This is a genomic window from Pseudomonas sp. LG1D9 (assembly GCF_002949995.1).
GTDB classification, from domain to species: domain Bacteria; phylum Pseudomonadota; class Gammaproteobacteria; order Pseudomonadales; family Pseudomonadaceae; genus Aquipseudomonas; species Aquipseudomonas proteolytica.
Window position 1 is genome coordinate 5,920,736 of the sequence record NZ_CP026881.1, and the last position, 21,665, is coordinate 5,942,400.

The window sequence follows — 21,665 nt, forward strand, 5'->3', positions numbered from 1 at the left end:
ACCGGCAATCGACCGGCAGTTCCCGAGGTCGAACATGGCGACCTGAATTCCAAAAAATGATCTATGGCTCGCTGGAGCGACGGTTAACCTTGGCCAGGGGCATCGGCACCAGTTTACCCATGGGCTCGCGCCTCACCTGGCTCACCGGCCGCAGCCCGACCACGATCTTGCGGGCTACCAACAGGTAGAAACCGCCACCGGACAACTGCCATGCGCCGGCCCGGCGCTCCCAGCCAGCCAGGCGGCCCTGCCACTTGGGCGAGGCAAGCGGCGGACGATAGCACCCGAAGCGGCGTTTCTCCAGCGCGAAGCCCAGCAGGTTCAACCAGTCGCTGACCCGCGAGGGCGAGATGCAGCGGGCCTGACGCAGCGCATCATGGGCAAAGACGTGCCGCAGGCCCCACGAACTCCAGGGGTTGATGCCAACGATCAATAAATGCCCGCCTGGGCGCACGGCGCTGGCCGCTTCACGCAACAAACCATGGGGCGACAGGCAGAAATCCAGGCCATGCTGCATCACCACCACATCGGCGGCATGCTCGCTCAAAGGCCATGCCTGCTCTTCACAGACAATCTCGACCCCCGGCAACGGCGCACCCAGGCGCACATTGCGCTGCACCTGGGGTGCGGGCGGTGGGGTCTGGGCCGAAGGGCCGTAGTGCACCAAGTAACCGCCAAAGAAGCGTTCCAGCTCTTCTTCGAGCATAAGCCGCTCTTGTTCCAGCAGAAATTGCCCGATCGGCCCGGACAGCCACTCACGGGCTGCGCTGATCAAGGCCAGCCACTCAGGATCGGCCTGGGCGAACGCTTTATCAGTCATTGCATTCTCCAACTCGCCAAGACGTTCTAAGATGCACCAATGTGTTCAGCTTGGCGAATAGAAGAATGATACAGATCAGTGCCCTGCCCGCCTTCACCGATAACTACATCTGGTTGTTACAAGATCATCGCAGCCATCGCTGCGCGGTGGTTGACCCCGGTGATGCCGCGCCCGTACTGGCGTGGCTTGCGCAGCACCCCGGCTGGACCCTCAGCGACATCCTGGTGACCCATCATCACCCAGACCACGTCGGCGGTGTGGAGCAGCTCAAGCAGACCTCGGGCGCCACGGTCTATGGCCCGGCCAACGAAAAGATCCCGGCCCGTGACGTCGCGCTCCACGATAACGACCGTATCGAGGTACTGGGCTGGAACCTCCAGGTGTTGGCCGTGCCCGGACATACCCTGGGACATATAGCTTTTTATCATCATGGCTTGCTGTTCTGCGGCGACACCCTGTTCGCCGCCGGTTGCGGGCGTTTGTTCGAGGGCACGCCAGAGCAGATGTATCACTCCCTGGAACGCCTGGCCGCCCTGCCCGCCGACACGCTGGTCTACTGCACCCACGAATACACACAAAGCAACCTGCGCTTTGCCCAGGCAGTGGAGCCGGATAACGCCGATATAGCCGAACGAGTGGCAAAGGTCAGCGAGCTGCGGGCAGGCGGCAAGATGACATTACCTTCGACCTTGGCCCTGGAAAAGTTGACTAACCCTTTTCTGCGCACCGCTGAAACATCCGTTAAACAAAAAGCGGACGAGCGGAATGGCCGCGACAACCGCTCTGGGAGCGAGGTGTTTGCTAGCTTGCGCGCTTGGAAAGATACGTTCTAAGCAGAGAGGTTCTGGTACGAAATTTCTGAATGGTTGACCGGAACCAAAGCGCTTTCTAGAATCGCCCGACATTTTTGCCCGGAACTAACTTCCAGCCAATGTCGTCATCTATTCGTAAATCCAACCATTCAGACGCATTGACCCGCCTGGCTCAAGCCATTGCGGTGGCCGTATCCGCAACTCTGGCGGGCTGCCAAACCAATAATTTCGCTGCACAATCCACCGTGCAACCCAAACCCGTATTTGCTGCCAAGATCAAGCAAAAACCCCTTTGGCTCTCAGAGAAGCCAAGCCCGCAAGTACCCCAGGATGTCTGGGAACGCATGCGCCAGGGGTTCCAACTGCAGGACGGTGTCGGCGTCAACCCGCGTATCGAGCAACAGCGCCTGTGGTTCGCCAGCAACCCATCGTTCCTGGAGAACGCCGGCGAACGCGGCAGTCTCTATATTCATTACATCGTAGAACGCCTTGAAGAACGCAACATGCCCCTGGAGCTGGCGCTGCTGCCAGTGATTGAAAGTGCCTACAACCCAATGGCCTATTCACGCAGCGATGCGGTGGGCCTGTGGCAGTTCATTCCCTCCACCGGGCGCTACTTCAACCTGCGCCAGACCCGCGCCTACGATGGCCGCCGCGACATCACCGCCTCCACCACTGCTGCCCTGGACTATCTGACACGTCTGCATGACATGTTCAACGGCGACTGGTTGCTGGCCCTGGCAGCCTACAACGCGGGCGAAGGCACGGTCAGCCGGGCCATCGAGCGCAACGAGAAGCTTGGCCTGCCCACCGACTACTGGAACCTGCCACTGCCCCAGGAAACCAAGGACTACGTGCCTAAGTTCCTGGCGCTGTCCCAGGTGGTGCTGGCCCCCGAGGCCTACGGCGTCAACCTGAACCCGATTGCCAACACGCCGTACTTCGAGATGGTTGAAGTCAAGCAAAGCATGGACCTGTCCCGGGTCGCCGCGCTGGCCGAGATCGACGAAGACGAACTGTTCCAGCTCAACCCGGCCTTCAAGCAACGCACCACCCTGGACGGCCCCCAGCATTTGCTGGTGCCCACTTCCAAGGCGCAATTGCTGGCCAGCAGCCTGTCCTCGATGAACCCCGAGGAGCTGTTGAGCCTGCGCCCGAAAAAACCGGTGTTTGACGAAGTCGAGCACAAGGCCGTGGCCGGGCGTTCGCGCAGCTACAAGGTCAAGAGCGGCGACAACCTGACGCTGATTGCCAAGGCCAACAAGGTCGATGTGCATGACCTGCAGCGCTGGAACAAGCTCAATGGCCAGGCCTTGAAAGTCGGCCAGACCCTGGTGATGCAGGACACCCGCAAAGTCGTGGCCAAGGCTGGCGGCAAGAAGCCGGTGCAGTACAAGGTCAAGAAAGGTGACTCGCTTTACATGGTTGCCAAGCGCTTCAACGTTGAGATGCAACATCTCAAACGCTGGAACCCACGCACTGGCCAGGCGCTGAAGCCGGGGCAGATGCTGGTGGTTTCCGGACCACGCTGACCCGAGCGCAAGCGGGCTTGTGTGGGAGCTGGCTTGCCTGCGAATGCATCTACGCGGTGTGACTGATTCACCGCGGCACTTGCATCGCAGGCAAGCCAGCTCCCACATTGGGTCCGCGCACCACTCAAGATTTCGCCGGGCCTGAAAATGGCCTTTTCAACAGTCTTTTTCCAAGTGGAACAAGCTGTTACTGTACCGATCATAAAGCCCAAGCCGCCCGGATCGGATCTCTGACTTGAAGCGTTCCCTCCTTCTACTAATAAGTCTGGCCTTGAGCTTTTCCGCGAACGCGACCATTACCGAGAACCACGGTTATGCGCAGTTCGGTACGCTCAAGTACCCGGCCAAATTCACCCACTTCGATTGGGTAAACCCCGCAGCGCCCAAGGGCGGTACCTTGCGGGTCATGGCGTTTGGCACGTTTGACACCCTCAACCCTTACACCTTCAAGGGCTCAAGCCCGGTTTCCACCGCCAATTTCCTGCAATACGGCGTCAATGAGCTCAACGAGCCGTTGATGGTCGGCACCGGCCAATACGCCCCTTCCGGCGACGAGCCCACGTCCAGCTATGGCCTGATTGCGCAATCGGTGGAGTACAGCGAAGACCGCAGCTGGGTGGTGTTCAACCTGCGCCCGCAAGCGCGGTTTCATGACGGCAAGCCCATCACCGCCGACGATGTGGCGTTTTCCTATCGCACATTGCTGACCGAAGGCCATCCGCAGTACCGCACCAACCTGCAGGAAGTGGCCCGGGTAGATGTGCTCAACCCCCACCGCATTCGTTTTGTATTCAAGCGCGCCGGCAACCCGCTGTTGATCCTGCGCCTGGGCGAACTGCCGGTGCTGCCCCAGCACTACTGGAAGCACCGTGACTTCAAGGCCACCACCTTCAAGCCGCCGCTGGGCAGCGGGCCCTATCGGATCAGCCAGGTCCAGCCAGGCCGGCAATTGGTGTTCGAGCGGGTCAAGGACTATTGGGGCAAGGACCTGCCGGTCAATCGCGGGTTCTACAACTACGACAAGGTCGAGGTGGAGTTTTACCGCGACAGCGACGTGGCCTTCGAAGCGTTCAAGGCCGGCGAGTTTGATATCTACATCGAACACCAGGCCAAGAACTGGGCCAATGGCTACAACTTCCCGGCGGTCAACCGTGGCGAGGTGATCAAGGCACAGATTGCCCACCAGATCCCGACCCAAAGCCAGGGCCTGTTCATGAACAGCCGCCGCGCCACCTTCAGCCAGGCCAAGGTGCGCGAGGCACTGGGGCTGATGTTCGACTTCGAGTGGACCAACCGCACGCTGTTCAGCGGCGCCTATAAACGTACCTTGAGCTATTACCCCAACAGCGAATTCTCCGCCAGCGGCCTGCCGGTGGGCCATGAATGGCTGATGCTCTCGCCTTACCGCGAACAATTACCGGCCAATCTGTTTACCCAGGCATTCAGCCTGCCGCAGACCGACGGCCGCGGTATCCCCCGCGAAACCATGCGCCGCGCCCTCGGCCTGCTGGCCGAAGGGGGTTGGAAACTGTCCGGTCAGCGCCTGCTCAATAGCGACGGGCAACCGCTGCGTTTCGAAATCCTGCTGGTCAATCCGAACCTGGAGCGGATCCTGCAGCCCTATGTGGAGAACCTGCGCTACATCGGCATCGATGCGCGCTTGCGCACCGTGGATCGCGCGCAGTACAAGCAGCGCCTCGACCAGTTCGACTTCGACATGATCCTGATGACGCTCAACCAGACCCTCAGCCCCGGCCTTGAGCAGTGGCAGTACTTCCACTCCAGCCAGGCCGGGATCAAGGGCAGCAAGAATTACGCGGGCATCGCCAACCCGGTGGTCGACCACCTGCTGGAGCAGTTGCTCGCCGCGCAGACCCGCGACCAACAAATCGCCGCCGGCCGGGCCCTGGATCGGGTCCTGCTGTGGCAGCACTACAGTATTCCCAATTGGTATCTCAACTATCATCGCCTGGCGTACCGTAACCGGTTCGCCTTCGTGACCACGCCGCCCTACAGCCTGGGCCTGAGCGCGTGGTGGCTGAAAGCATCGGAGAAACCCCAATGATGGCTTTGCGTACTGCGATTATCAGTGGCCTGTTGTTGTGCACCCAGGCTGTCGCCGCTCCCCAACATGCCTTGACCTTGTATGACGAACCGCCCAAGTACCCGGCCAATTTCAAGCACGTCGACTACGTCAATCCCGACGCGCCCAAAGGTGGCACCTTCCGCGAGTCGGCCATGGGCAGCTTCGACAGCCTCAATCCGTTTATCAGCAAGGGCGTGCCGGCGGATAACATCTCCCTGGTCTTCGACACGCTGGCCCAGCAAGGCCTGGACGAACCCATCACCGAGTACGGCCTGATCGCCGGCAAAATCGAAAAAGCCCCGGATAACAGCTGGGTACGCTTTTACCTGCGGCCCGAAGCGCGCTTCCACGATGGCCATCCGGTGCATGCCGAGGATGTGGTGTTCACCTTTGACACCCTGATCAAGCAAGGCAGCCCCATCTACCGTACCTACTACGCCGATGTCGCCGAAGTGGTGGCCGAAGACCCGCTGCGGGTGCTGTTCAAGTTCAAACACACCAGCAACCGCGAACTGCCACTGATCCTCGGCCAATTGCCCGTGTTGCCCAAGCATTGGTGGGCCGGCCGCGATTTTGCCAAGAGCAGCCTGGAGATCCCCCTGGGCAGCGGCCCGTACAAGGTGGCCGAGGTCAAACCGGGGCGTTCGATCCGCTACGAGCGGGTCAAGGATTACTGGGCCAAGGACCTGCCGATCAACAAGGGCCTGTACAACTTCGATTACCGCATCAGCGATTACTACCGGGACAGCACGGTGGCCCTGGAAGCACTCAAGGCCGGGCAATTCGACTATTGGCAGGAAACCACGGCGAAGAACTGGGCCAATGCCTACAACGTCCCGGCCGTCGCCGAGGGGCGACTGATCAAGGAAGAACTGCCCAACGGCAACCCCACCGGGATGCAGGGCTTTGTGTTCAATATCCGCAAGCCGATGTTCCAGGACGTGCGGGTACGCAAGGCCATCAGCCTGTTGCTGGACTTTGAATGGAGCAACAAGCAACTGTTCAACGGTGCCTACACCCGCACCCGCAGTTATTTCGAAAACTCGGACATGGCCGCCACCGGCCTGCCCGGCCCAGCCGAACTGGCGATTCTCGAACCGCTGCGCGGCCGCGTCCCGCCCCAAGCGTTCACCGAAGCCTTCGCCCCGCCGAAAACCGATGCCAGCGGCATGATCCGCAGCCAGCAGCGCGAAGCCTACCAACTGCTGCAGGAAGCCGGCTGGCGCATCGTCGACGACAAGATGGTCGACACCAACGGCAAACCGGCGAGCATCGAATTCATGCTGTTCCAGACCGACTTCGAGCGCATCCTCCTGCCCTTCAAGCGCAACCTGGCGGACCTGGGTATTGAACTGGTGATCCGCCGGGTCGACGTTTCACAGTACGTCAACCGCGTACGCTCGCGGGATTTCGACATGATGGTCGGCAGTTTCCCGCAGTCCTCGTCACCCGGTAACGAGCAGCGTGAATTCTGGCAATCGAGCAGTGCCGACAACCCCGGCAGCCGCAATTACATCGGCCTCAAGGACCCGGCCATCGACGAATTGGTGGAACAGTTGATCAACGCCGACTCACGCAACAGCCTGGTGGCCCACGCCAAGGCCCTGGACCGGGTCTTGCAGTTTGGCTACTACGTGATCCCCAACTGGCATATCAAGACCTACCGCGTGGCCTACTGGAATCACCTTGGTCACCCCGAAGTCCCGCCGCGCTATGACGTGGGTATCAATACCTGGTGGATCAAACCCAACACGCCACCGGCAATGACACCGCCCACAGACACCAGCGCCGACCCGGCGAGCGGAGGCGACTGACATGCTGGCTTATATTTTTCGCAGGTTGCTGCTGATCATCCCGACGCTGTTCGGCATTTTGCTGATCAACTTTGTCATCATCCAGGCTGCGCCCGGCGGCCCGGTGGAGCAAATGATTGCCAAGCTCGAAGGCTTTGAAGGCGCCACCAGCCGTATCGCCGGTGGCGGCGCCGAAGTTTCGGTGGCAGGTTCCAGCTACCGCGGGGCCCAGGGCCTGGACCCGACGCTGATCAAGGAAATCGAGAAAATGTACGGCTTCGACAAGTCGGCGCCGGAACGCTTGTGGATCATGGTCAAGAACTACGCCCAGCTGGATTTTGGCGACAGCTTCTTTCGCGATGCCAAGGTCATCGACCTGATCAAGGAGAAGATGCCGGTGTCCATCTCCCTCGGGTTATGGAGCACCCTGATCATGTACCTGGTCTCGATCCCCCTGGGGATCGCCAAGGCCACCCGGCATGGCAGCCACTTTGACGTGTGGACCAGTTCGGCAATCATCGTCGGCTATGCAATCCCGGCGTTCCTGTTTGCCATCCTGTTGATCGTGGTGTTTGCCGGCGGCAGTTATTTCGACTGGTTCCCCCTGCGCGGGCTGACGTCCAACAACTTTGACGAACTGAGCTGGGGCGGCAAGGTCCTCGACTACTTCTGGCACCTGGCGCTGCCGGTCACGGCCCTGGTGATCGGTAACTTCGCCACCATGACATTGCTGACCAAAAACAGTTTTCTCGACGAGATCAACAAGCAGTACGTGATCACCGCCAAGGCCAAGGGCCTGACCAATCACCGCGTGCTCTACGGCCACGTATTCCGCAACGCCATGTTGTTGGTGATCGCAGGCTTCCCTTCGGCGTTTATCGGGATCTTCTTTACCGGCTCGTTGCTGGTGGAAGTGATCTTCTCCCTCGACGGCCTGGGGCTGATGAGCTTCGAGGCGGCGATCAACCGCGATTACCCGGTGGTGTTCGGCACCCTGTTTATCTTCACCCTGCTGGGCCTGGTGGTGAAACTGATTGGTGATTTGACCTACACCCTGGTCGACCCACGCATCGACTTCGAAAGCCGGGAGCATTGAGATGAACCTATCCCCCCTCAATCGCCGCCGCTTCGAACGTTTCAAGGCCAACAAACGCGGCTGGTGGTCGCTGTGGCTATTCCTGATCCTGTTTGGCCTGAGCCTGGGCGCCGAGTTGATCGCCAACGACAAACCGCTGGCGGTGCATTACGACGGCGACTGGTACTTCCCGGCGCTCAAGCGCTACCCGGAAACCACCTTCGGCGGCGAATTCCCCCTGGAAGCCAACTACAAAAGCCCGTATATCCGCGAACTGCTCAAGGCCAAGGATGCCTGGACGCTCTGGGCGCCGATCCCCTACAGCTACCAGAGCATCAACTACGACCTGAAAGTCCCGGCACCGGCACCGCCGTCGGCCGATAACCTGCTGGGCACCGATGACCAGGGGCGCGATGTGCTGGCGCGGGTAATCTATGGCTTTCGGGTTTCGGTGCTGTTTGCCCTGACCCTCACCGTATTGAGCTCGATCATCGGCGTGGCGGCCGGCGCCTTGCAGGGTTTCTATGGCGGCTGGGTCGACCTGGCCGGCCAGCGCTTCCTGGAAATCTGGTCCGGTTTGCCGGTGCTGTACCTGCTGATCATCCTGGCCAGCTTCGTCCAGCCCAACTTCTGGTGGTTGCTGGGGATCATGCTGCTGTTCTCGTGGATGAGCCTGGTGGACGTGGTGCGCGCCGAGTTCCTGCGCGGACGCAATCTGGAATACGTACGCGCCGCGCGGGCCCTGGGTATGCAGAACGGGGCGATCATGTTCCGCCATATCCTGCCCAACGCCATGGTCTCGACCATGACGTTTATGCCGTTCATCCTCACCGGCGCGATTGGCACCCTGACTGCCCTGGACTTCCTGGGCTTCGGCCTGCCCGCAGGCTCGCCGTCCCTGGGCGAGCTGGTAGCCCAGGGCAAATCCAACCTGCAAGCACCGTGGCTGGGCATCAGCGCCTTTGCGGTGCTGGCGATTATGTTGAGTTTGCTGGTGTTTATCGGCGAGTCCGCTCGCGATGCCTTCGACCCGAGGAAATGAGATGAACCAGGACAATCTGATCGAAGTCCGCGACCTCAGTGTCGAGTTCGTCACCGGCGAGCAGCATCAGCGCGTGGTGGAAAACATCAGCTTCGATATCCGCCGTGGTGAAACCCTGGCCCTGGTCGGCGAAAGCGGCTCCGGCAAATCGGTGACTGCCCACTCGATCTTGCGCCTGCTGCCCTACCCCCTGGCGCGGCATCCGTCCGGCACGATCGGGTATGCCGGGCAGGATCTGCTGACCATGAAAGAAAAACCCTTGCGCCAGATCCGCGGCAACCGCATTGCGATGATCTTCCAGGAGCCGATGACCTCGCTGAACCCGCTGCACTCCATCGAGAAGCAGATCAACGAGGTGCTGGGCCTGCACAAGGGCCTGACCGGCAAGGCCGCGACCCTGCGCACCCTGGAGTTGCTGGAGCTGGTGGGCATCCCGGAGCCACACAAGCGCCTCAAGGCCCTGCCCCATGAATTGTCCGGCGGCCAGCGCCAGCGGGTGATGATCGCCATGGCCCTGGCCAACGAGCCAGAACTGCTGATCGCCGATGAGCCAACTACCGCACTGGACGTCACCGTGCAGTTGAAGATCCTCGAACTGCTCAAGGAGTTGCAGGCGCGCCTGGGTATGGCGCTGCTGCTGATCAGCCATGACTTGAACCTGGTCCGGCGCATTGCCCACCGCGTGTGTGTGATGCAACGCGGTTGCATTGTCGAACAGGCGTCTTGTGAAGAACTGTTCCGTTCCCCGCAGCATCCGTACACCCAGGAGCTGCTGGCCGCTGAACCCAGCGGCGGGCCAGCCAGCAACGCCATTGGTCCGCCATTGCTGGAAGTCGACGACCTCAAGGTCTGGTTCCCGATCAAGAAAGGCTTCTTGCGCAGCACCGTCGATTACGTCAAGGCCGTGGACGGTATCCACTTCAGCCTGCCCCAGGGCCAGACCCTGGGCATCGTCGGCGAAAGCGGCTCCGGCAAATCCACCCTTGGCCTGGCGATCCTGCGGTTGATCGGGAGCAAGGGCGGGATCCGTTTTGAAGGCCAGCAACTGGACCAACTGACCCAACAACAGGTGCGGCCATTGCGCCGGGAAATGCAGGTGGTGTTCCAGGACCCATTTGGCAGCCTGAGCCCGCGCATGTGTGTCAGCGAGATCGTCGGTGAAGGCTTGCGCATCCACAAGATCGGCACGGCGGCCGAGCAGGAAGCGGCGATTATCGCCGCGCTCAAGGAAGTGGGGCTGGACCCGCAGACCCGCCACCGCTACCCCCACGAATTCTCCGGCGGCCAGCGCCAGCGCATCGCCATCGCCCGCGCCCTGGTGCTCAAGCCACGCCTGATCCTGCTGGATGAACCGACCTCGGCCCTGGACCGCACGGTGCAGCGCCAGGTGGTAGAACTGCTGCGCAACCTGCAGGCCAAGTACAACCTGACCTACCTGTTTATCAGCCACGACCTGGCGGTGGTCAAGGCGCTGAGTCACCAGTTGATGGTGGTCAAGCAAGGCCAGGTGGTGGAACAGGGCGATGCCAAGACCATCTTCGCCGCTCCCCAGCATGCCTATACCCGGCAGTTGCTGGAGGCCGCGTTCCTGGTGCCGACCTCTCGCATCTGATTCAGGGGGATCCTGTGGGAGCCGTCTCGCCCGGCGAGGCTGCGATAGCGGTGGGTCAGGCAACACACCGCTATCGCAGGCAAGCCAGCTGCCACATTTGATCTGTGCAGATCTGCAGGCAACGTCTTTCGCAAAAGCAAACCAATATCATTTGCGCTGCCCGCAGCCCTTTGCTTTAATCGCGACCAATTCCTATTCACGTCATGGCGTCAGCGCCGGTTGGATATTGTGTCGACTTCCCCCACTTCATTCAGTCAGCTCTATGGCAGCCACCACTCGTGGCTGCTCGGCCTGCTGCGCCGACGCCTGAGCAATCGCTGGGATGCAGCCGACCTGGCGCAAGACACTTTTATCCGCGTGCTCAAACGCCCACCCGAGCAGGCCGATGCAGTGCGCGAGCGTTCGTACCTGGCGACCATCGCTCGGGGCCTGTGCATCGACCATTGGCGCCGCCGCCAACTGGAGCAGGCCTGGCTGCAAAGCCTCGCCGACCGCCCGCAAGCGGTGCAACCCTCGCCGGAGCAGCGGGCGATCATCGTCGAAACCCTGTACGAGGTAGACGCCATGCTCGCGCGCCTGCCGCGCAAGGTCAGCGACGCCTTCCTGCTGGCGCAACTGCATGGCCTGACCTACAAGCAAATCGCCGTGCAATTGGGGGTCTGTGAGCGCATGGTGAAAAAATACATGGCCCAGGCGCTGTTGCACTGCGCGGTGCTGGAAGCCGAACTCGACGGGTTGCTCGTGGAATGAACCCCAGCGCAAAACTCAGCCACGCCAGCTTGCAGCAGGCAGCCCTATGGTATGTGCGCCTGCAAGACCCTCAGGGCGGCAACCAGGCACAACAGCATTGGCAGACATGGCTTGGACAGAACCCAGAGCATCAGGCGGCTTGGCGGTACGTCGAGCGCGTCAGCCAGCGCTTTGCGCCCCTGACCGACGAGCCCATCGGCGCCAGCCGGGCCCTGCGCGGCACCCGACGGCAAACCCTCAAGACGCTACTGGTGCTGGGTGTAGGTTCGGCATTGGCCTGGGGCACCTGGCGCGGCACCGCCCTGCCCCGGGTGGTCGGCGGCTGGAGCGCCGACTACGCCACGGCCAGCGGCGAGATCCGCGATGCCTTGCTCGGTGACGGCACGCATATCTGGCTCAACGCATTAAGCGCCATGGACGTGCGCTTCGATGCACATCAACGCTTGCTGCACCTGCGTTTTGGCGAAGTGCTGATCGACACCGCCAAGGACCTCCAGCGCCCGTTCCTGGTCGACACCGCGCACGGCCGCCTGCGTGCCCTGGGCACCCGCTTCAGCGTGCTGCAAGGCGAGCACGACACCGCCCTCAATGTCTTCGATGGCCGGGTAGAAGTGCGCACCGCCGACGGCCAACAGGTGCGCATTATCGAGGCAGGGCAACAGGCGGTATTCGATCGCCACGCCATCCGCGGCACCAGCACGGCATCCGCCACCCGCGAGGCCTGGAGCCGGGGCGTGCTGCTGGCGGACAACCTGCCACTGGGCCAATTGATCAGCGAACTGAATCGCTACCACCCCGGGCACCTTGGATGCGATCCGGCCGTAGCGCACTTGCCGGTGATGGGCTCATTCCCGCTCAAGGACAGCGAGCACGCGTTGCAACTGCTGGAGGCCGCGCTGCCGATCCAGATAGACAAAGTGATGCCATGGTGGGTCAGCGTGGGACCGAAAATACACGCCACCTGACTGCCGGGCTGCCAGGCTGTTGTGGGGGCTTTTGTGGCGAGGGGGCTTGTCCCCCGCTGGGTTGCGAAGCGACCCCAAAAATGGGCCTGCTACGCAGTCCAACGGGGGACAAGCCCCCTCGCCACAAAGGCCTCCACGACTGCCCTCTCACCCCACCAACTGCGCCACAAAAAAAATCGGCTCCCCCAGTTCCCCTTTTCAACGTTCGTTCGGTTAACCCAGCAGACGCTTTCAAATTCGCCGAACCCCTAGGGAACCTTCCATGCCACAACCCGCTGCTTTCACGCTGCGCCCTCTGGCGCTGGCCATCACCGCAACCCTACTCTGCCTGGGCCCGCTTACCGTGCAGGCGACAGAAACGCCGGCAACCCAGGAAACCGCCCGCAGCTACAGCATCGGCGCAGGATCCTTGGTCAGTGTGTTGAACCGCTTTGCCGAACAGTCGGGGATTTTCATCGCCGGCCACAATAGCCTGGCGGCAGGCAAGACCAGCCCGGGCCTGAGCGGCAGCTACACCCCGGCTGCCGGTCTACAACGCTTGTTGCAAGGCAGCGGTCTGCAGGCCCAGCCCCAGGGCAACAATGGCTATGTGCTGGAACTTGCGCCGCTCAATAACGGCGAACTTGAACTGGGCGCTACCACGATTTCCGGCGTGGCACTGGGGGCCACCACCGAAGACAGCCACTCCTACACCACCGGCTCGATGGCCTCGGCCACCGGCCTGCCATTGTCGATCCGCGAGACCCCACAGTCGGTCACCGTGATCACCCGCCAGCAGATGGACGACCAGGGTTCCAACAACATCGCCGACACCCTGCGCCGCGCCCCTGGCGTCAGCGTGCAGAACTACGACAGCGAGCGCTGGGAATTCTCCAGCCGGGGCCTGCCAATCACCAACTTCCAGTACGACGGCGTCAACTCCACCTATGACGGCGTGTATGACTACGGCACCACCAGCACCGACATGGCGGTGTACGACCACCTGGAAATCATCAAGGGCTCGTCGGGCCTGATGAGCGGTTCCGGCGACCCCTCGGCCACGGTCAACCTGATCCGCAAAAAGCCCACCAAGGAATTCAAGGCCTCGGTGACCGGCACCGTGGGCTCCTGGGACAACTACCGCACCGAAGGTGATATCTCCGGGCCGTTGACCGAGTCGGGCAATGTGCGTGGGCGTTTTGTCGGGGTCTATCAGGATCGCTCGTCCTACCTGGACCACTACCAGAACACCAAGGACATTGCCTACGGCATCCTCGAAGCCGATCTCACCCCCGACACCCTGCTGACCTTCGGTATCGACCAGCAGGACACCCGCTCCCGTGGCGCCAGCTGGACCGGGTTCCCGATGTACTTCAGCAACGGCAATCGCACGAACTTCTCGCGCTCGTTCAACCCGGCCGCCGACTGGAGCCGCCGCGACTTCCAGAACCAGACGATCTTCGCCTCGGTCCAGCAAAAGCTGGCCAACGACTGGTCACTCAAAGTCAGCCTGGACCGCAAGCGCAGCCAGCACGACACCCTGCTCGCCTCCGCCAGCGGCGGCAACCCGGACCAGGTCACAGGCGAAGGCATGTACATGTTCATGGGCAAGTACAAGGGCGACCAGGTGCAGAACACCCTCGACGTCAACCTCAGCGGCCCGTTCAGCCTGTTGGGCCGCGAGCATGAGTTGATCATGGGCTTTATGGCGACCCGCTCCAAACAGGACGTGCCGGTCTACGGTTCGGTCTACCCGCCGGTGGGCGGCAGCATCTATGACTGGCGTGGCGAGTATGCCAAGCCGAACATTCCACGCAGCGGCCAGAACGACATTGTGCAACGCCAGACCGGCGCCTACCTGGCGACCCGACTGAAACCTACCGATGACTTGTCGGTGATCCTCGGCACCCGCGTGAGCAATTTCAGCAACAACGACACCACGGATTTCTACGATCCGACCGCCACCGACGCGCGCACCAGTTACAAGCAGACCGGCGTGGTGACACCCTATGCCGGGGTGGTCTACGACCTCAACGATATCTGGTCGGTGTACAGCAGCTACACCAAGATCTACCGCCCGCAGAACACCAAGGACGCCGACCGCAAGCTGCTTGACGCGATTGAAGGCGACACCTACGAAGCCGGGCTCAAGGCGGCCTTTTTCGACGGCCGCCTGAATGCCAGCTTCGCCGCCTTCCGTATCGAGCAGGACAATGTTGCGCAATACGTCTCGGGCTTTGAAAGCGACTCGATCTACCGCCCGATTGCCGGCGCCACGACCAAGGGCTTTGAAGTGGAACTGGCCGGCGAAGTACTCGACGGCTGGAATGTCTCGGCCGGCTACACCTACCAGCACACCCGTGATGCCAACGACGACTATGTCTACAGCTCCGTCCTGCAAACCACCACGCCGCAGCAGGTGGTGCGCCTGTTCAACGCCTATCGCCTGCCGGGGGCGCTGGATAAGGTGACGATCGGTGCCGGGGTCAACTGGCAGAGCGAGTTCTTCGGCAATGTGTTCCAGCCCAACCCGAATGACACGGTCAACTTCGGCCAATACGCGCGCATCACCCAGGACAGCTATTACCTGGTGGACCTGATGGCACGCTATCGCTTCAACGAGCACTTGAGCACCACGTTGAACGTGAAGAACGCCTTCGACAAAAAGTACTACACAGGCCTGGGCAACTTCGGCACCGGTTTCTACGGCGAGCCGCGTAGCCTGCAACTGGCCACACGCTGGGACTTCTAACCCAACACAAACGTAGGAGCCGGCTTGCCGGCGCCTACATAAGGTCGGCGGCGTATTTATGTGTAATCATCGAGGCCCTACAAGGCCCATTGGAGATTGCCATCATGTCGCTGCCCGACCTGGCCGCCCCGCGCTTCTGGCGTGATGCCAGCCTGCCGTTTATCGAAGCACGTACCATCGATGATGGGCGCAAGGTCTGCTACACCCGGCATGCCCACGACCATTTCTCGATTGGCGCGATCACCGCCGGGCAGAGCCTGTATATCCATGGCGCAGACACCTTCCATATCCATACCGGCACCGTGGTGCTGATGAACCCCGGCGACGTGCACGCCTGCAACCCTATCGACGACCAACCCTGGTCGTATCACATGCTCTACATAGACACGCCCTGGCTGACCGACCTGCAACACCAGTTGGGGTTTGCCAGCGAGTTGGACTTTCGCCGTTTCAGCACCACCCATACCGATGATCCGCAGCTGTTTGCCGGCCTGCTCGAACTCTACGCCGTGCTGACCGACGAACACGCCGAGCACCTGCACAAACACAGCGCCGTGGTGAGTTTTCTCAGTGACGTGCAATTGCGCCTGAACCCGGCGGCAACAGTGGTGCGGGAGGTCAATCACAAGCTGGAACGCGCCGCCGAGTACATCCGCGAACAGTGCACCGAGGCGCTGAAGCTCGAAGATATCTGCCAGGCCGCGCAGCTGTCGCCGTCGTACCTGATCCGCGCGTTCAAGCAGTATTACGGCATGACGCCCCACGCATTCCTGGTCAACCAGCGGATCCAGTTTGCCCGCCAGCAACTGCGCAGCGGCCAGTTGATTGCCGATGTGGCACTGGCCGCGGGCTTTGCCGACCAGGCGCACTTCCAGCGCACGTTCAAGCAGCACCTGGCAGCCACGCCAGGGCAATATCGCGGCTGAATCAGCCCAGCAACAGGTACGCCACACTGATCACCAGCAACAACGCCATCACCCGGTTGAACAGGCGCATGCCCCGCGCATTGCTCAGGTAACGCCGAAAAAAAGTGCCCACATACGACCAGCACGCCACCGACAAATAGCAAATCACCAGGTACACCGCCGCCAGTTGCCAGACCCGCGCGGCTTCGCCGTCGGCCGCAAACAGGCCCATACCGGCGACACATGCCAGCCAGGCCTTGGGGTTGAGCCACTGCATGACCGCGCCATACAGCATCGAAGGCGCAACGCTGGCATCTTGCGCATCCAGCCGGCCGTCATCGGTCGCCAGCTTGTAGGCCATGTACAGCAGGAATATCACCCCACCCCACTGGATGCCCTGGGTCAACAGCGGCCAACGGATCAATAATTCATGCAAGCCCAGGCCGATCAACACCAGCAACAACGTAAACCCCAGCGCCGCGCCAGCCACGTGTTTCTGGCTGGCGACAAAACCAAAGCGCGCCCCCGAGCCGAGGGCGACGATATTGACTGGGCCGGGGGTGATAGAGGTCGCCAGGGCGAAGGCGGCCATGGACATGATCAAACTCATTGCATTTCCTTTTTGTAATCACAGGGAGCGAGGCCTGTACGCTACGTTCCTGTAGCCAATGCGTATTGAACAAAATGCCCCTGCAGGAGCCGGCGCCTACCTTCCCGCCAGGGTTGCCTTGAGCAATCGCAGCTCCAGGTATTGCAGGAGCATGATGGTCTTGCCATCGACAATCTCACCGCGCGCAACCATGGCGATAGCCTCGTCGAAGCCCAGTTCCAGCACGTCGATATCCTCGCCTTCCTCCGCAAGCCCACCGCCCTCGCTCACGCGGTCGCCGGGTTGATACTCACCGATAAAGAAATGAATGCGCTCGGTCACCGACCCGGGGCTCATGAACGCCGAGTAGATTTTTTCGACATGGCCGATGCGGTAGCCGGTCTCTTCCTCGGCTTCCAGGCGGATACGTTCCTCTGGGCTGGCGTTGTCCAGCAGGCCTGCAGCGGTTTCGATCAGGTAGCCGTCATGGCCATTGACGAAGGTCGGCATGCGGAACTGGCGAATCAGCAACACCGTGCGCTGCTGGGTGTTGTACAGCAGGATGGTCGCTCCGTTGCCACGGTCATACACCTCCCGCGTCTGGGCTTGCCAACTGCCATCACGGCGGCGCAGGTCAAAGCTGTACTTTTTCAGCAGGTACCAGTTGTCCGAGAGCAGCTCTTGGGAGGTGATGCGTACGGGGCTGTTGTCCATGGCAGGTCCTTTTGGTCGCAGGGGGCGCAGCATGTCGGGGACATCCTGTCAGCGTCAAGCTGTCCATCGGCCAGCATCGGCGCGCGTTATCCGGCTACAATCGCGCCCTTTCTGTACCGGATGACCGCCCACGCCTGTGGCTGACGGGGTTATCTCGACAATGCATCTTGCGGGGTCAAGGACATGATGCTGCACATACCGACGCTCTTGATGGTCGCGGTCTTCGTTTTCTGCCTGATGGGCCTGCTTACCGTCCACGCCTGGCATCGCGTGCGTGAGCCGACCCTGGGCTACCTGGGGGTGATGCTGTTGCTGGCTTCCCTCGGCACCACGCTGATCGTGGTGCGCGGCGTGGGCGTGGATTTTGTCGCGCTGGTGCTGGGCAATGTGGTGCTGCTGCTCAGTGCCGCCATGAATTGGACCGCCATGCGCCTGTTCGTCCATGGCAGGCCGCACCTGCCGGGTATCCTCGCAGGCCCCGCGCTATGGCTGTTGATGTGCCTGGTGCCGCAGTTCTATGGGTCGATGTCCAGCCGGGTGTCGCTTTACTCCCTGCTGGCTGCCAGCTATGGCGTGCTGTCGGCGCTGGAGTTGTGGCGCCATCGCCGACACCTGGAAGTGGCCTATCTGCCAGCGATGGGGCTGATGCTGTTTCATACGACGTTTTACTGCGTACGGGCGGTGATTGACCCCGGCATGCCGCTCAAGAATGAACATGCGCTGATGGGCGAAGGCGTGCCGTTTTTTTCGTTCATGCTGTTCGAATCCATGCTGTATGCGATCGGCATCGCCTACGTCACCCTGGCGATGGTCAAGGAGCGCGCCGAACTCAACTTCAAGGCCGCTGCATTCAGCGATGTATTGACCGGCATCGGCAATCGCCGGGCGTTCATGCTGCATGGCGAGCAACTGCTGGCCGACAGCCAACAACGCGGCAAGCCGGTGACATTGCTGTTGTGTGACCTGGACTACTTCAAGCGCCTTAACGACAGTTTCGGCCACCCCATGGGCGACCAGGCATTGATAGCCTTCAGCCAACTGACCTCGTCGATTTTGCGCAAGCACGATCTGTTTGCGCGCATCGGCGGCGAAGAATTTGCCTGCCTGCTGGCCGACACCGATGAACAAGGCGCGGTGCAGGTGGCCGAACGTATCCGCCAGCGGTTCGCCGAACTGGACTTGTTGGCCCCGGGGTTCCTCAGTGTGAGTATCGGGGTGGTGACCAGCACCGCCGCGTGCCACGATCTGTCACGGCTGCTGTCCCAGGCAGACCAGGCGCTGTATCGCGCCAAGGATCAGGGGCGCAACCGCGTACAGACGGCCTGTAACACTTTGCAAGCAATCGCCCCCTGACGGCGGTCTGAATAATTCCTTCACGGGCAAGGCTTCTGGTAAAAAACCTGCTTCGCTTCTGTCCTGGAACCTCCATGTCCTCACGTTCTCTCTCGCGCTGGCGCTGGCTACCGCTGCTGTGCATGGCGCTACTGATCCTCGGCCTGCCAGTAGGGTGCAATGTGCTGCAACACAAGGAGCGGGAGCTGGTGTTTCGTATCGAACCCGGCCCTGCCAGTTGGTATCGCGGGCTGCCCAGCGATGTGCAGGAGTTCGAGCTCAAGCCCGCCAGCTTCAAGTCCGGGCAGAGCCTGCATGGCTGGTGGTGGCCGGCGGCGAAAAAAGACGCGCCGGCGATCCTGTATCTGCACGGCGTGCGCTGGAACCTTACCGGCCAGCTGTTTCGCATCGAGCAACTGCATGCCCAGGGTTACTCGGTGCTGGCCATCGACTATCGGGGCTTTGGCCAAAGCCGGGGCGACCTGCCCTCAGAGTCCAGTGTCTACGAAGATGCACGGGTGGCCTGGGAGCGCTTCCAACTGCTGCAACCCGACCCGGGCAAGCGCCTGATCTACGGCCACTCCCTGGGCGGCGCCGTGGCCATTGACCTGGCGGCCGAACTGGGCCAGCAGGCCGTCGCTGAACACCTGCCGCCGCCGGTGCGTGGGCTGGTGATCGAATCCACCTTTACCTCCCTGGCCGATGTCGCGGCGGCGGTGGCCAACACCTCGCTGCCGGTGCGGTGGTTGCTGTCACAGAAGTTTGACTCCATCGACAAGATCGCCGATATCCATATGCCCTTGCTCGTCGTGCATGGCCTGGATGACCGCTATGTACCGCCGCGTTTCAGCCAGCAACTGTTTGATGCTGCGCAAGAACCCAAGCACTTGCTGTTGGTACCGGGAGCCAGTCACAACAACAGCCTGAGCCTGGGCGGGCGCAGCTATCGCCAGGCACTCCAGGGTTTGCTGTAGAACGGCGAATCCGGCACCGGTTGGAGCGACGCGTGTCAAGCGCATGCCACGCGCCAAAAGGCTTGCAAACGTTCCTGATCAAATATTGATCGCAGGTCGAATCGCCAGTGGCGCCGGGGCCACGCAAGGTTATCCACAGAGATACCCACGGTTTTCGTGGACAACTCTTTTTGCATTTAAACGATTTTTTTACGCTGATGGTTCACCGGCTGACGTCAGCCTTTTGCTTGGCAATCGCCTTGGGGCCAGTGATCGCCCACAGAATCACACCCAGCAGGGGTACGAAGACAATCACCACAACCCATAGCATTTTGGTTTCGGCTCGACTGGCACTGCGCAGTACACAGTTGATGGCCCACAACTCCACCAGCACCAACAGCGTGGCCAAAATAATCCAGACGTATTCGATTTGCATGGTTCACCTCCTGAGGTCATACACCTTAGGGCCAGGGGTGAACGCGAGGGTTCAGAAAAAATACCAAGTTATGGCAAGGGCGCTTGTTGTGGGAGGGTGGCTTGTTGTGGCGAGGGGGCTTGTCCCCCGCTGGGCTGCGCAGCAGCCCTAAAACCTGCCGCCTCGGTATATCTGGCAGAAGGTGGTGAGGCTATTGGGGCGGCTTCGCCACCCAGCGCGGGGCAAGCCCGCTCGCCACAAAAAAGCCAGCGGTGGGCTGCAAGTTGCAGGCTTAGGTCAACCAGGGTCTGGCACCTTGTCTGTTGCAATCGGCAGTTCAATCCCCCAATCGCCATGCAAGTACCAATCCTCACCGATCATTTCGGCCGGGTGCATGGTGCGGTCGGCACCGTTGCCGCAGGCCAGGGCGCTAGTCGCACAATAACGGTCGCAGCCCCAGCAGATACGCTCAGGGTGTTTGGGGTTTAGCGGGAATGGCTTGGCCATGAGCAGGCTCCACGGCAGTGGGCGGTGATTTGATCCTACGGCCGCCGCCCGCCCACAGCCTTGACCAACGTCAAGAATGGTTGTGGTTATATCCCTGGAAACTTGACAGGAATCATTATTATTTACAGCAAAGCTTTCTAGACTCGGACTCTCTTTTGCCCTGTCAGGAAGCCCCCATGCGTATCCCCTTCACGCTGTCACTGGCCTTGCTGTTGTCGACTGGCGCGGCCGTCGCCAAGGAATACCCGATCGGCGAGCCACAAATGTGCCCCGGCCTGGAAGTCGGTGCGGTCTATCTGCAACCGATCGAGATGGCGCCACCGGGCATGATGCGCGCCACCGCCGATTCGGATGTGCATCTGGAGGCCGATATCCGCGCCACTGCCGACAATCAGCAGGGCTTCCAGGAAGGCAGTTTCGTGCCTTACCTCAACGTCTCGTTCCGTCTGCAGAAGCAAGGTGCAGCCAGCCCGATCATCGGTGAGTTCCACGCCATGGTGGCCAACGACGGGCCGCACTACGGCGATAACGTCAAGCTGCTGGGCCCTGGCAAGTACCAGCTGACTTTCACCGTGATGCCACCCAGCGGCCACGGCTCACTGGGCCGGCATACCGACAAGGAAACCGGGGTCGCGCCGTGGTTCGAGCGCTGCGAAGTGCACTACGAATTCGTCTACGCGGGTATTGGCAAGAAAGGCGGCTACTGAATGCGCCGCGCCCTCGCCCTGTGCGCCCTGCTGGCCGCTGGTGCGGCCCTGGCAGCACCTTTGCCGACCTATGAATTGACGCTGCAGGACGGCCACTTCAACCCGGCGCAGCTCAAGGTGCCGGCCGGCCAGCGCTTCAAGATCGTGTTGAAAAACATCGGCCAAGGCCCGGCCGAGTTCGAGAGCACGCCGCTGCGCGTGGAGAAAGTGCTGTCGCCTGGGGTGACCACCTTCGTGGTGATCCACCCGCTCAAGCCGGGCACTTATGGGTTTTTCGACGAATTCAACCCACAGTTGCCCGAGGGCAGCATCCTCGCCGAATAAC

The 21,665-nt window shown here is 61.3% G+C and carries 20 protein-coding genes; 15 read left to right on the top strand and 5 right to left on the bottom strand.

Annotated elements, in window-relative coordinates; genetic code table 11:
- Positions 1–61: 61 nt before the first annotated feature.
- Positions 62–820, bottom strand: coding sequence for a class I SAM-dependent methyltransferase (locus C5F71_RS27105; RefSeq protein WP_029291378.1), 759 nt, complete (start codon positions 818–820; stop codon positions 62–64).
- 65 nt (positions 821–885) lie between these two features.
- Here C5F71_RS27105 and gloB point away from each other — a divergent pair, with 65 nt between their 5' ends.
- The 11 genes from gloB (at position 886) to C5F71_RS27160 (ending at position 16,144) form a co-directional block, all read left to right on the top strand.
- Entirely contained in the window at positions 886–1,653 is a 768-nt protein-coding gene (gene gloB / locus C5F71_RS27110; RefSeq protein ID WP_104912452.1) for a hydroxyacylglutathione hydrolase, read from the top strand.
- 98 nt (positions 1,654–1,751) lie between these two features.
- A complete protein-coding gene (locus C5F71_RS27115; protein WP_029291374.1) occupies positions 1,752–3,164 on the top strand; it encodes a lytic transglycosylase domain-containing protein in 1,413 nt (470 codons plus the stop codon).
- 235 nt (positions 3,165–3,399) lie between these two features.
- Positions 3,400–5,229 carry an extracellular solute-binding protein gene (locus C5F71_RS27120; protein WP_104912453.1) on the top strand — a complete coding sequence of 610 codons (1,830 nt, stop codon included), beginning with the start codon at positions 3,400–3,402 and terminating at the stop codon, positions 5,227–5,229.
- Positions 5,226–7,064 (top strand): extracellular solute-binding protein, encoded by a 1,839-nt coding sequence (locus tag C5F71_RS27125; protein ID WP_104912454.1) that lies wholly within the window; start codon positions 5,226–5,228, stop codon positions 7,062–7,064. Before C5F71_RS27120 ends, C5F71_RS27125 begins: the two co-directional genes overlap by 4 nt.
- Position 7,065: 1 nt before the next feature.
- Complete coding sequence (locus C5F71_RS27130; RefSeq protein WP_029291370.1) at positions 7,066–8,139, top strand: microcin C ABC transporter permease YejB; 1,074 nt, start codon at positions 7,066–7,068, stop codon at positions 8,137–8,139.
- A 1-nt stretch (position 8,140) separates the two neighbouring features.
- The gene (locus tag C5F71_RS27135) at positions 8,141–9,160 is read left to right on the top strand and encodes an ABC transporter permease (protein WP_029291368.1); all 1,020 of its coding nucleotides are present in this window, start codon (positions 8,141–8,143) and stop codon (positions 9,158–9,160) included.
- Between the two features lies 1 nt (position 9,161).
- Positions 9,162–10,772, top strand: a complete 1,611-nt coding sequence (locus tag C5F71_RS27140) for an ABC transporter ATP-binding protein (protein WP_029291366.1) — start codon at positions 9,162–9,164, stop codon at positions 10,770–10,772.
- A gap of 219 nt (positions 10,773–10,991) precedes the next feature.
- The gene (locus tag C5F71_RS27145; protein WP_092236993.1) at positions 10,992–11,522 is read left to right on the top strand and encodes a sigma-70 family RNA polymerase sigma factor; all 531 of its coding nucleotides are present in this window, start codon (positions 10,992–10,994) and stop codon (positions 11,520–11,522) included.
- Positions 11,519–12,487, top strand: coding sequence for a FecR domain-containing protein (locus tag C5F71_RS27150; protein ID WP_104912455.1), 969 nt, complete (start codon positions 11,519–11,521; stop codon positions 12,485–12,487). Before C5F71_RS27145 ends, C5F71_RS27150 begins: the two co-directional genes overlap by 4 nt.
- Positions 12,488–12,749: 262 nt before the next feature.
- The gene (locus tag C5F71_RS27155; protein WP_104912456.1) at positions 12,750–15,218 is read left to right on the top strand and encodes a TonB-dependent siderophore receptor; all 2,469 of its coding nucleotides are present in this window, start codon (positions 12,750–12,752) and stop codon (positions 15,216–15,218) included.
- A gap of 104 nt (positions 15,219–15,322) precedes the next feature.
- Positions 15,323–16,144: an AraC family transcriptional regulator gene (locus C5F71_RS27160; RefSeq protein ID WP_104912457.1), complete on the top strand. Its 822-nt coding sequence runs from the start codon at positions 15,323–15,325 to the stop codon at positions 16,142–16,144.
- A gap of 1 nt (position 16,145) precedes the next feature.
- On the opposite strand, the gene C5F71_RS27165 is transcribed toward C5F71_RS27160, so the two are convergent.
- Positions 16,146–16,733: a LysE family translocator gene (locus C5F71_RS27165; protein ID WP_070994258.1), complete on the bottom strand. Its 588-nt coding sequence runs from the start codon at positions 16,731–16,733 to the stop codon at positions 16,146–16,148.
- A gap of 96 nt (positions 16,734–16,829) precedes the next feature.
- Complete coding sequence (locus C5F71_RS27170; protein WP_104912458.1) at positions 16,830–17,426, bottom strand: NUDIX domain-containing protein; 597 nt, start codon at positions 17,424–17,426, stop codon at positions 16,830–16,832.
- Between the two features lie 183 nt (positions 17,427–17,609).
- On the opposite strand from C5F71_RS27170, the gene C5F71_RS27175 reads away from it, so the two are divergent.
- Both C5F71_RS27175 and C5F71_RS27180 read left to right on the top strand, forming a co-directional pair.
- Entirely contained in the window at positions 17,610–18,779 is a 1,170-nt protein-coding gene (locus C5F71_RS27175; RefSeq protein WP_070994257.1) for a GGDEF domain-containing protein, read from the top strand.
- 74 nt (positions 18,780–18,853) lie between these two features.
- The gene (locus C5F71_RS27180; protein ID WP_092237003.1) at positions 18,854–19,732 is read left to right on the top strand and encodes an alpha/beta hydrolase; all 879 of its coding nucleotides are present in this window, start codon (positions 18,854–18,856) and stop codon (positions 19,730–19,732) included.
- A gap of 202 nt (positions 19,733–19,934) precedes the next feature.
- Here C5F71_RS27180 and C5F71_RS27185 read toward each other — a convergent pair whose 3' ends face one another.
- Together C5F71_RS27185 and C5F71_RS27190 are read right to left on the bottom strand one after the other, a co-directional pair.
- Entirely contained in the window at positions 19,935–20,147 is a 213-nt protein-coding gene (locus C5F71_RS27185) for a PLDc N-terminal domain-containing protein (protein WP_029291348.1), read from the bottom strand.
- Between the two features lie 276 nt (positions 20,148–20,423).
- A complete protein-coding gene (locus C5F71_RS27190) occupies positions 20,424–20,633 on the bottom strand; it encodes a DUF3079 domain-containing protein (RefSeq protein ID WP_029291346.1) in 210 nt (69 codons plus the stop codon).
- A 176-nt stretch (positions 20,634–20,809) separates the two neighbouring features.
- Here C5F71_RS27190 and C5F71_RS27195 point away from each other — a divergent pair, with 176 nt between their 5' ends.
- Both C5F71_RS27195 and C5F71_RS27200 read left to right on the top strand, forming a co-directional pair.
- The gene (locus C5F71_RS27195; protein ID WP_029291344.1) at positions 20,810–21,340 is read left to right on the top strand and encodes an iron transporter; all 531 of its coding nucleotides are present in this window, start codon (positions 20,810–20,812) and stop codon (positions 21,338–21,340) included.
- The gene (locus tag C5F71_RS27200) at positions 21,341–21,664 is read left to right on the top strand and encodes a cupredoxin domain-containing protein (RefSeq protein WP_029291342.1); all 324 of its coding nucleotides are present in this window, start codon (positions 21,341–21,343) and stop codon (positions 21,662–21,664) included.
- Position 21,665: the final 1 nt, after the last annotated feature.

Bases quoted from the DNA above. Each gene is read 5' to 3' on its own strand.
- C5F71_RS27105 (WP_029291378.1), bottom strand. From the start codon at position 820: ATGACTGATAAAGCGTTCGCCCAGGCCGATCCTGAGTGGCTGGCCTTG.
- gloB (WP_104912452.1), top strand. From the start codon at position 886: ATGATACAGATCAGTGCCCTGCCCGCCTTCACCGATAACTACATCTGG.
- C5F71_RS27115 (WP_029291374.1), top strand. From the start codon at position 1,752: ATGTCGTCATCTATTCGTAAATCCAACCATTCAGACGCATTGACCCGC.
- C5F71_RS27125 (WP_104912454.1), top strand. From the start codon at position 5,226: ATGATGGCTTTGCGTACTGCGATTATCAGTGGCCTGTTGTTGTGCACC.
- C5F71_RS27130 (WP_029291370.1), top strand. From the start codon at position 7,066: ATGCTGGCTTATATTTTTCGCAGGTTGCTGCTGATCATCCCGACGCTG.
- C5F71_RS27135 (WP_029291368.1), top strand. From the start codon at position 8,141: ATGAACCTATCCCCCCTCAATCGCCGCCGCTTCGAACGTTTCAAGGCC.
- C5F71_RS27140 (WP_029291366.1), top strand. From the start codon at position 9,162: ATGAACCAGGACAATCTGATCGAAGTCCGCGACCTCAGTGTCGAGTTC.
- C5F71_RS27150 (WP_104912455.1), top strand. From the start codon at position 11,519: ATGAACCCCAGCGCAAAACTCAGCCACGCCAGCTTGCAGCAGGCAGCC.
- C5F71_RS27155 (WP_104912456.1), top strand. From the start codon at position 12,750: ATGCCACAACCCGCTGCTTTCACGCTGCGCCCTCTGGCGCTGGCCATC.
- C5F71_RS27160 (WP_104912457.1), top strand. From the start codon at position 15,323: ATGTCGCTGCCCGACCTGGCCGCCCCGCGCTTCTGGCGTGATGCCAGC.
- C5F71_RS27165 (WP_070994258.1), bottom strand. From the start codon at position 16,733: ATGAGTTTGATCATGTCCATGGCCGCCTTCGCCCTGGCGACCTCTATC.
- C5F71_RS27170 (WP_104912458.1), bottom strand. From the start codon at position 17,426: ATGGACAACAGCCCCGTACGCATCACCTCCCAAGAGCTGCTCTCGGAC.
- C5F71_RS27175 (WP_070994257.1), top strand. From the start codon at position 17,610: ATGATGCTGCACATACCGACGCTCTTGATGGTCGCGGTCTTCGTTTTC.
- C5F71_RS27180 (WP_092237003.1), top strand. From the start codon at position 18,854: ATGTCCTCACGTTCTCTCTCGCGCTGGCGCTGGCTACCGCTGCTGTGC.
- C5F71_RS27185 (WP_029291348.1), bottom strand. From the start codon at position 20,147: ATGCAAATCGAATACGTCTGGATTATTTTGGCCACGCTGTTGGTGCTG.
- C5F71_RS27190 (WP_029291346.1), bottom strand. From the start codon at position 20,633: ATGGCCAAGCCATTCCCGCTAAACCCCAAACACCCTGAGCGTATCTGC.
- C5F71_RS27195 (WP_029291344.1), top strand. From the start codon at position 20,810: ATGCGTATCCCCTTCACGCTGTCACTGGCCTTGCTGTTGTCGACTGGC.
- C5F71_RS27200 (WP_029291342.1), top strand. From the start codon at position 21,341: ATGCGCCGCGCCCTCGCCCTGTGCGCCCTGCTGGCCGCTGGTGCGGCC.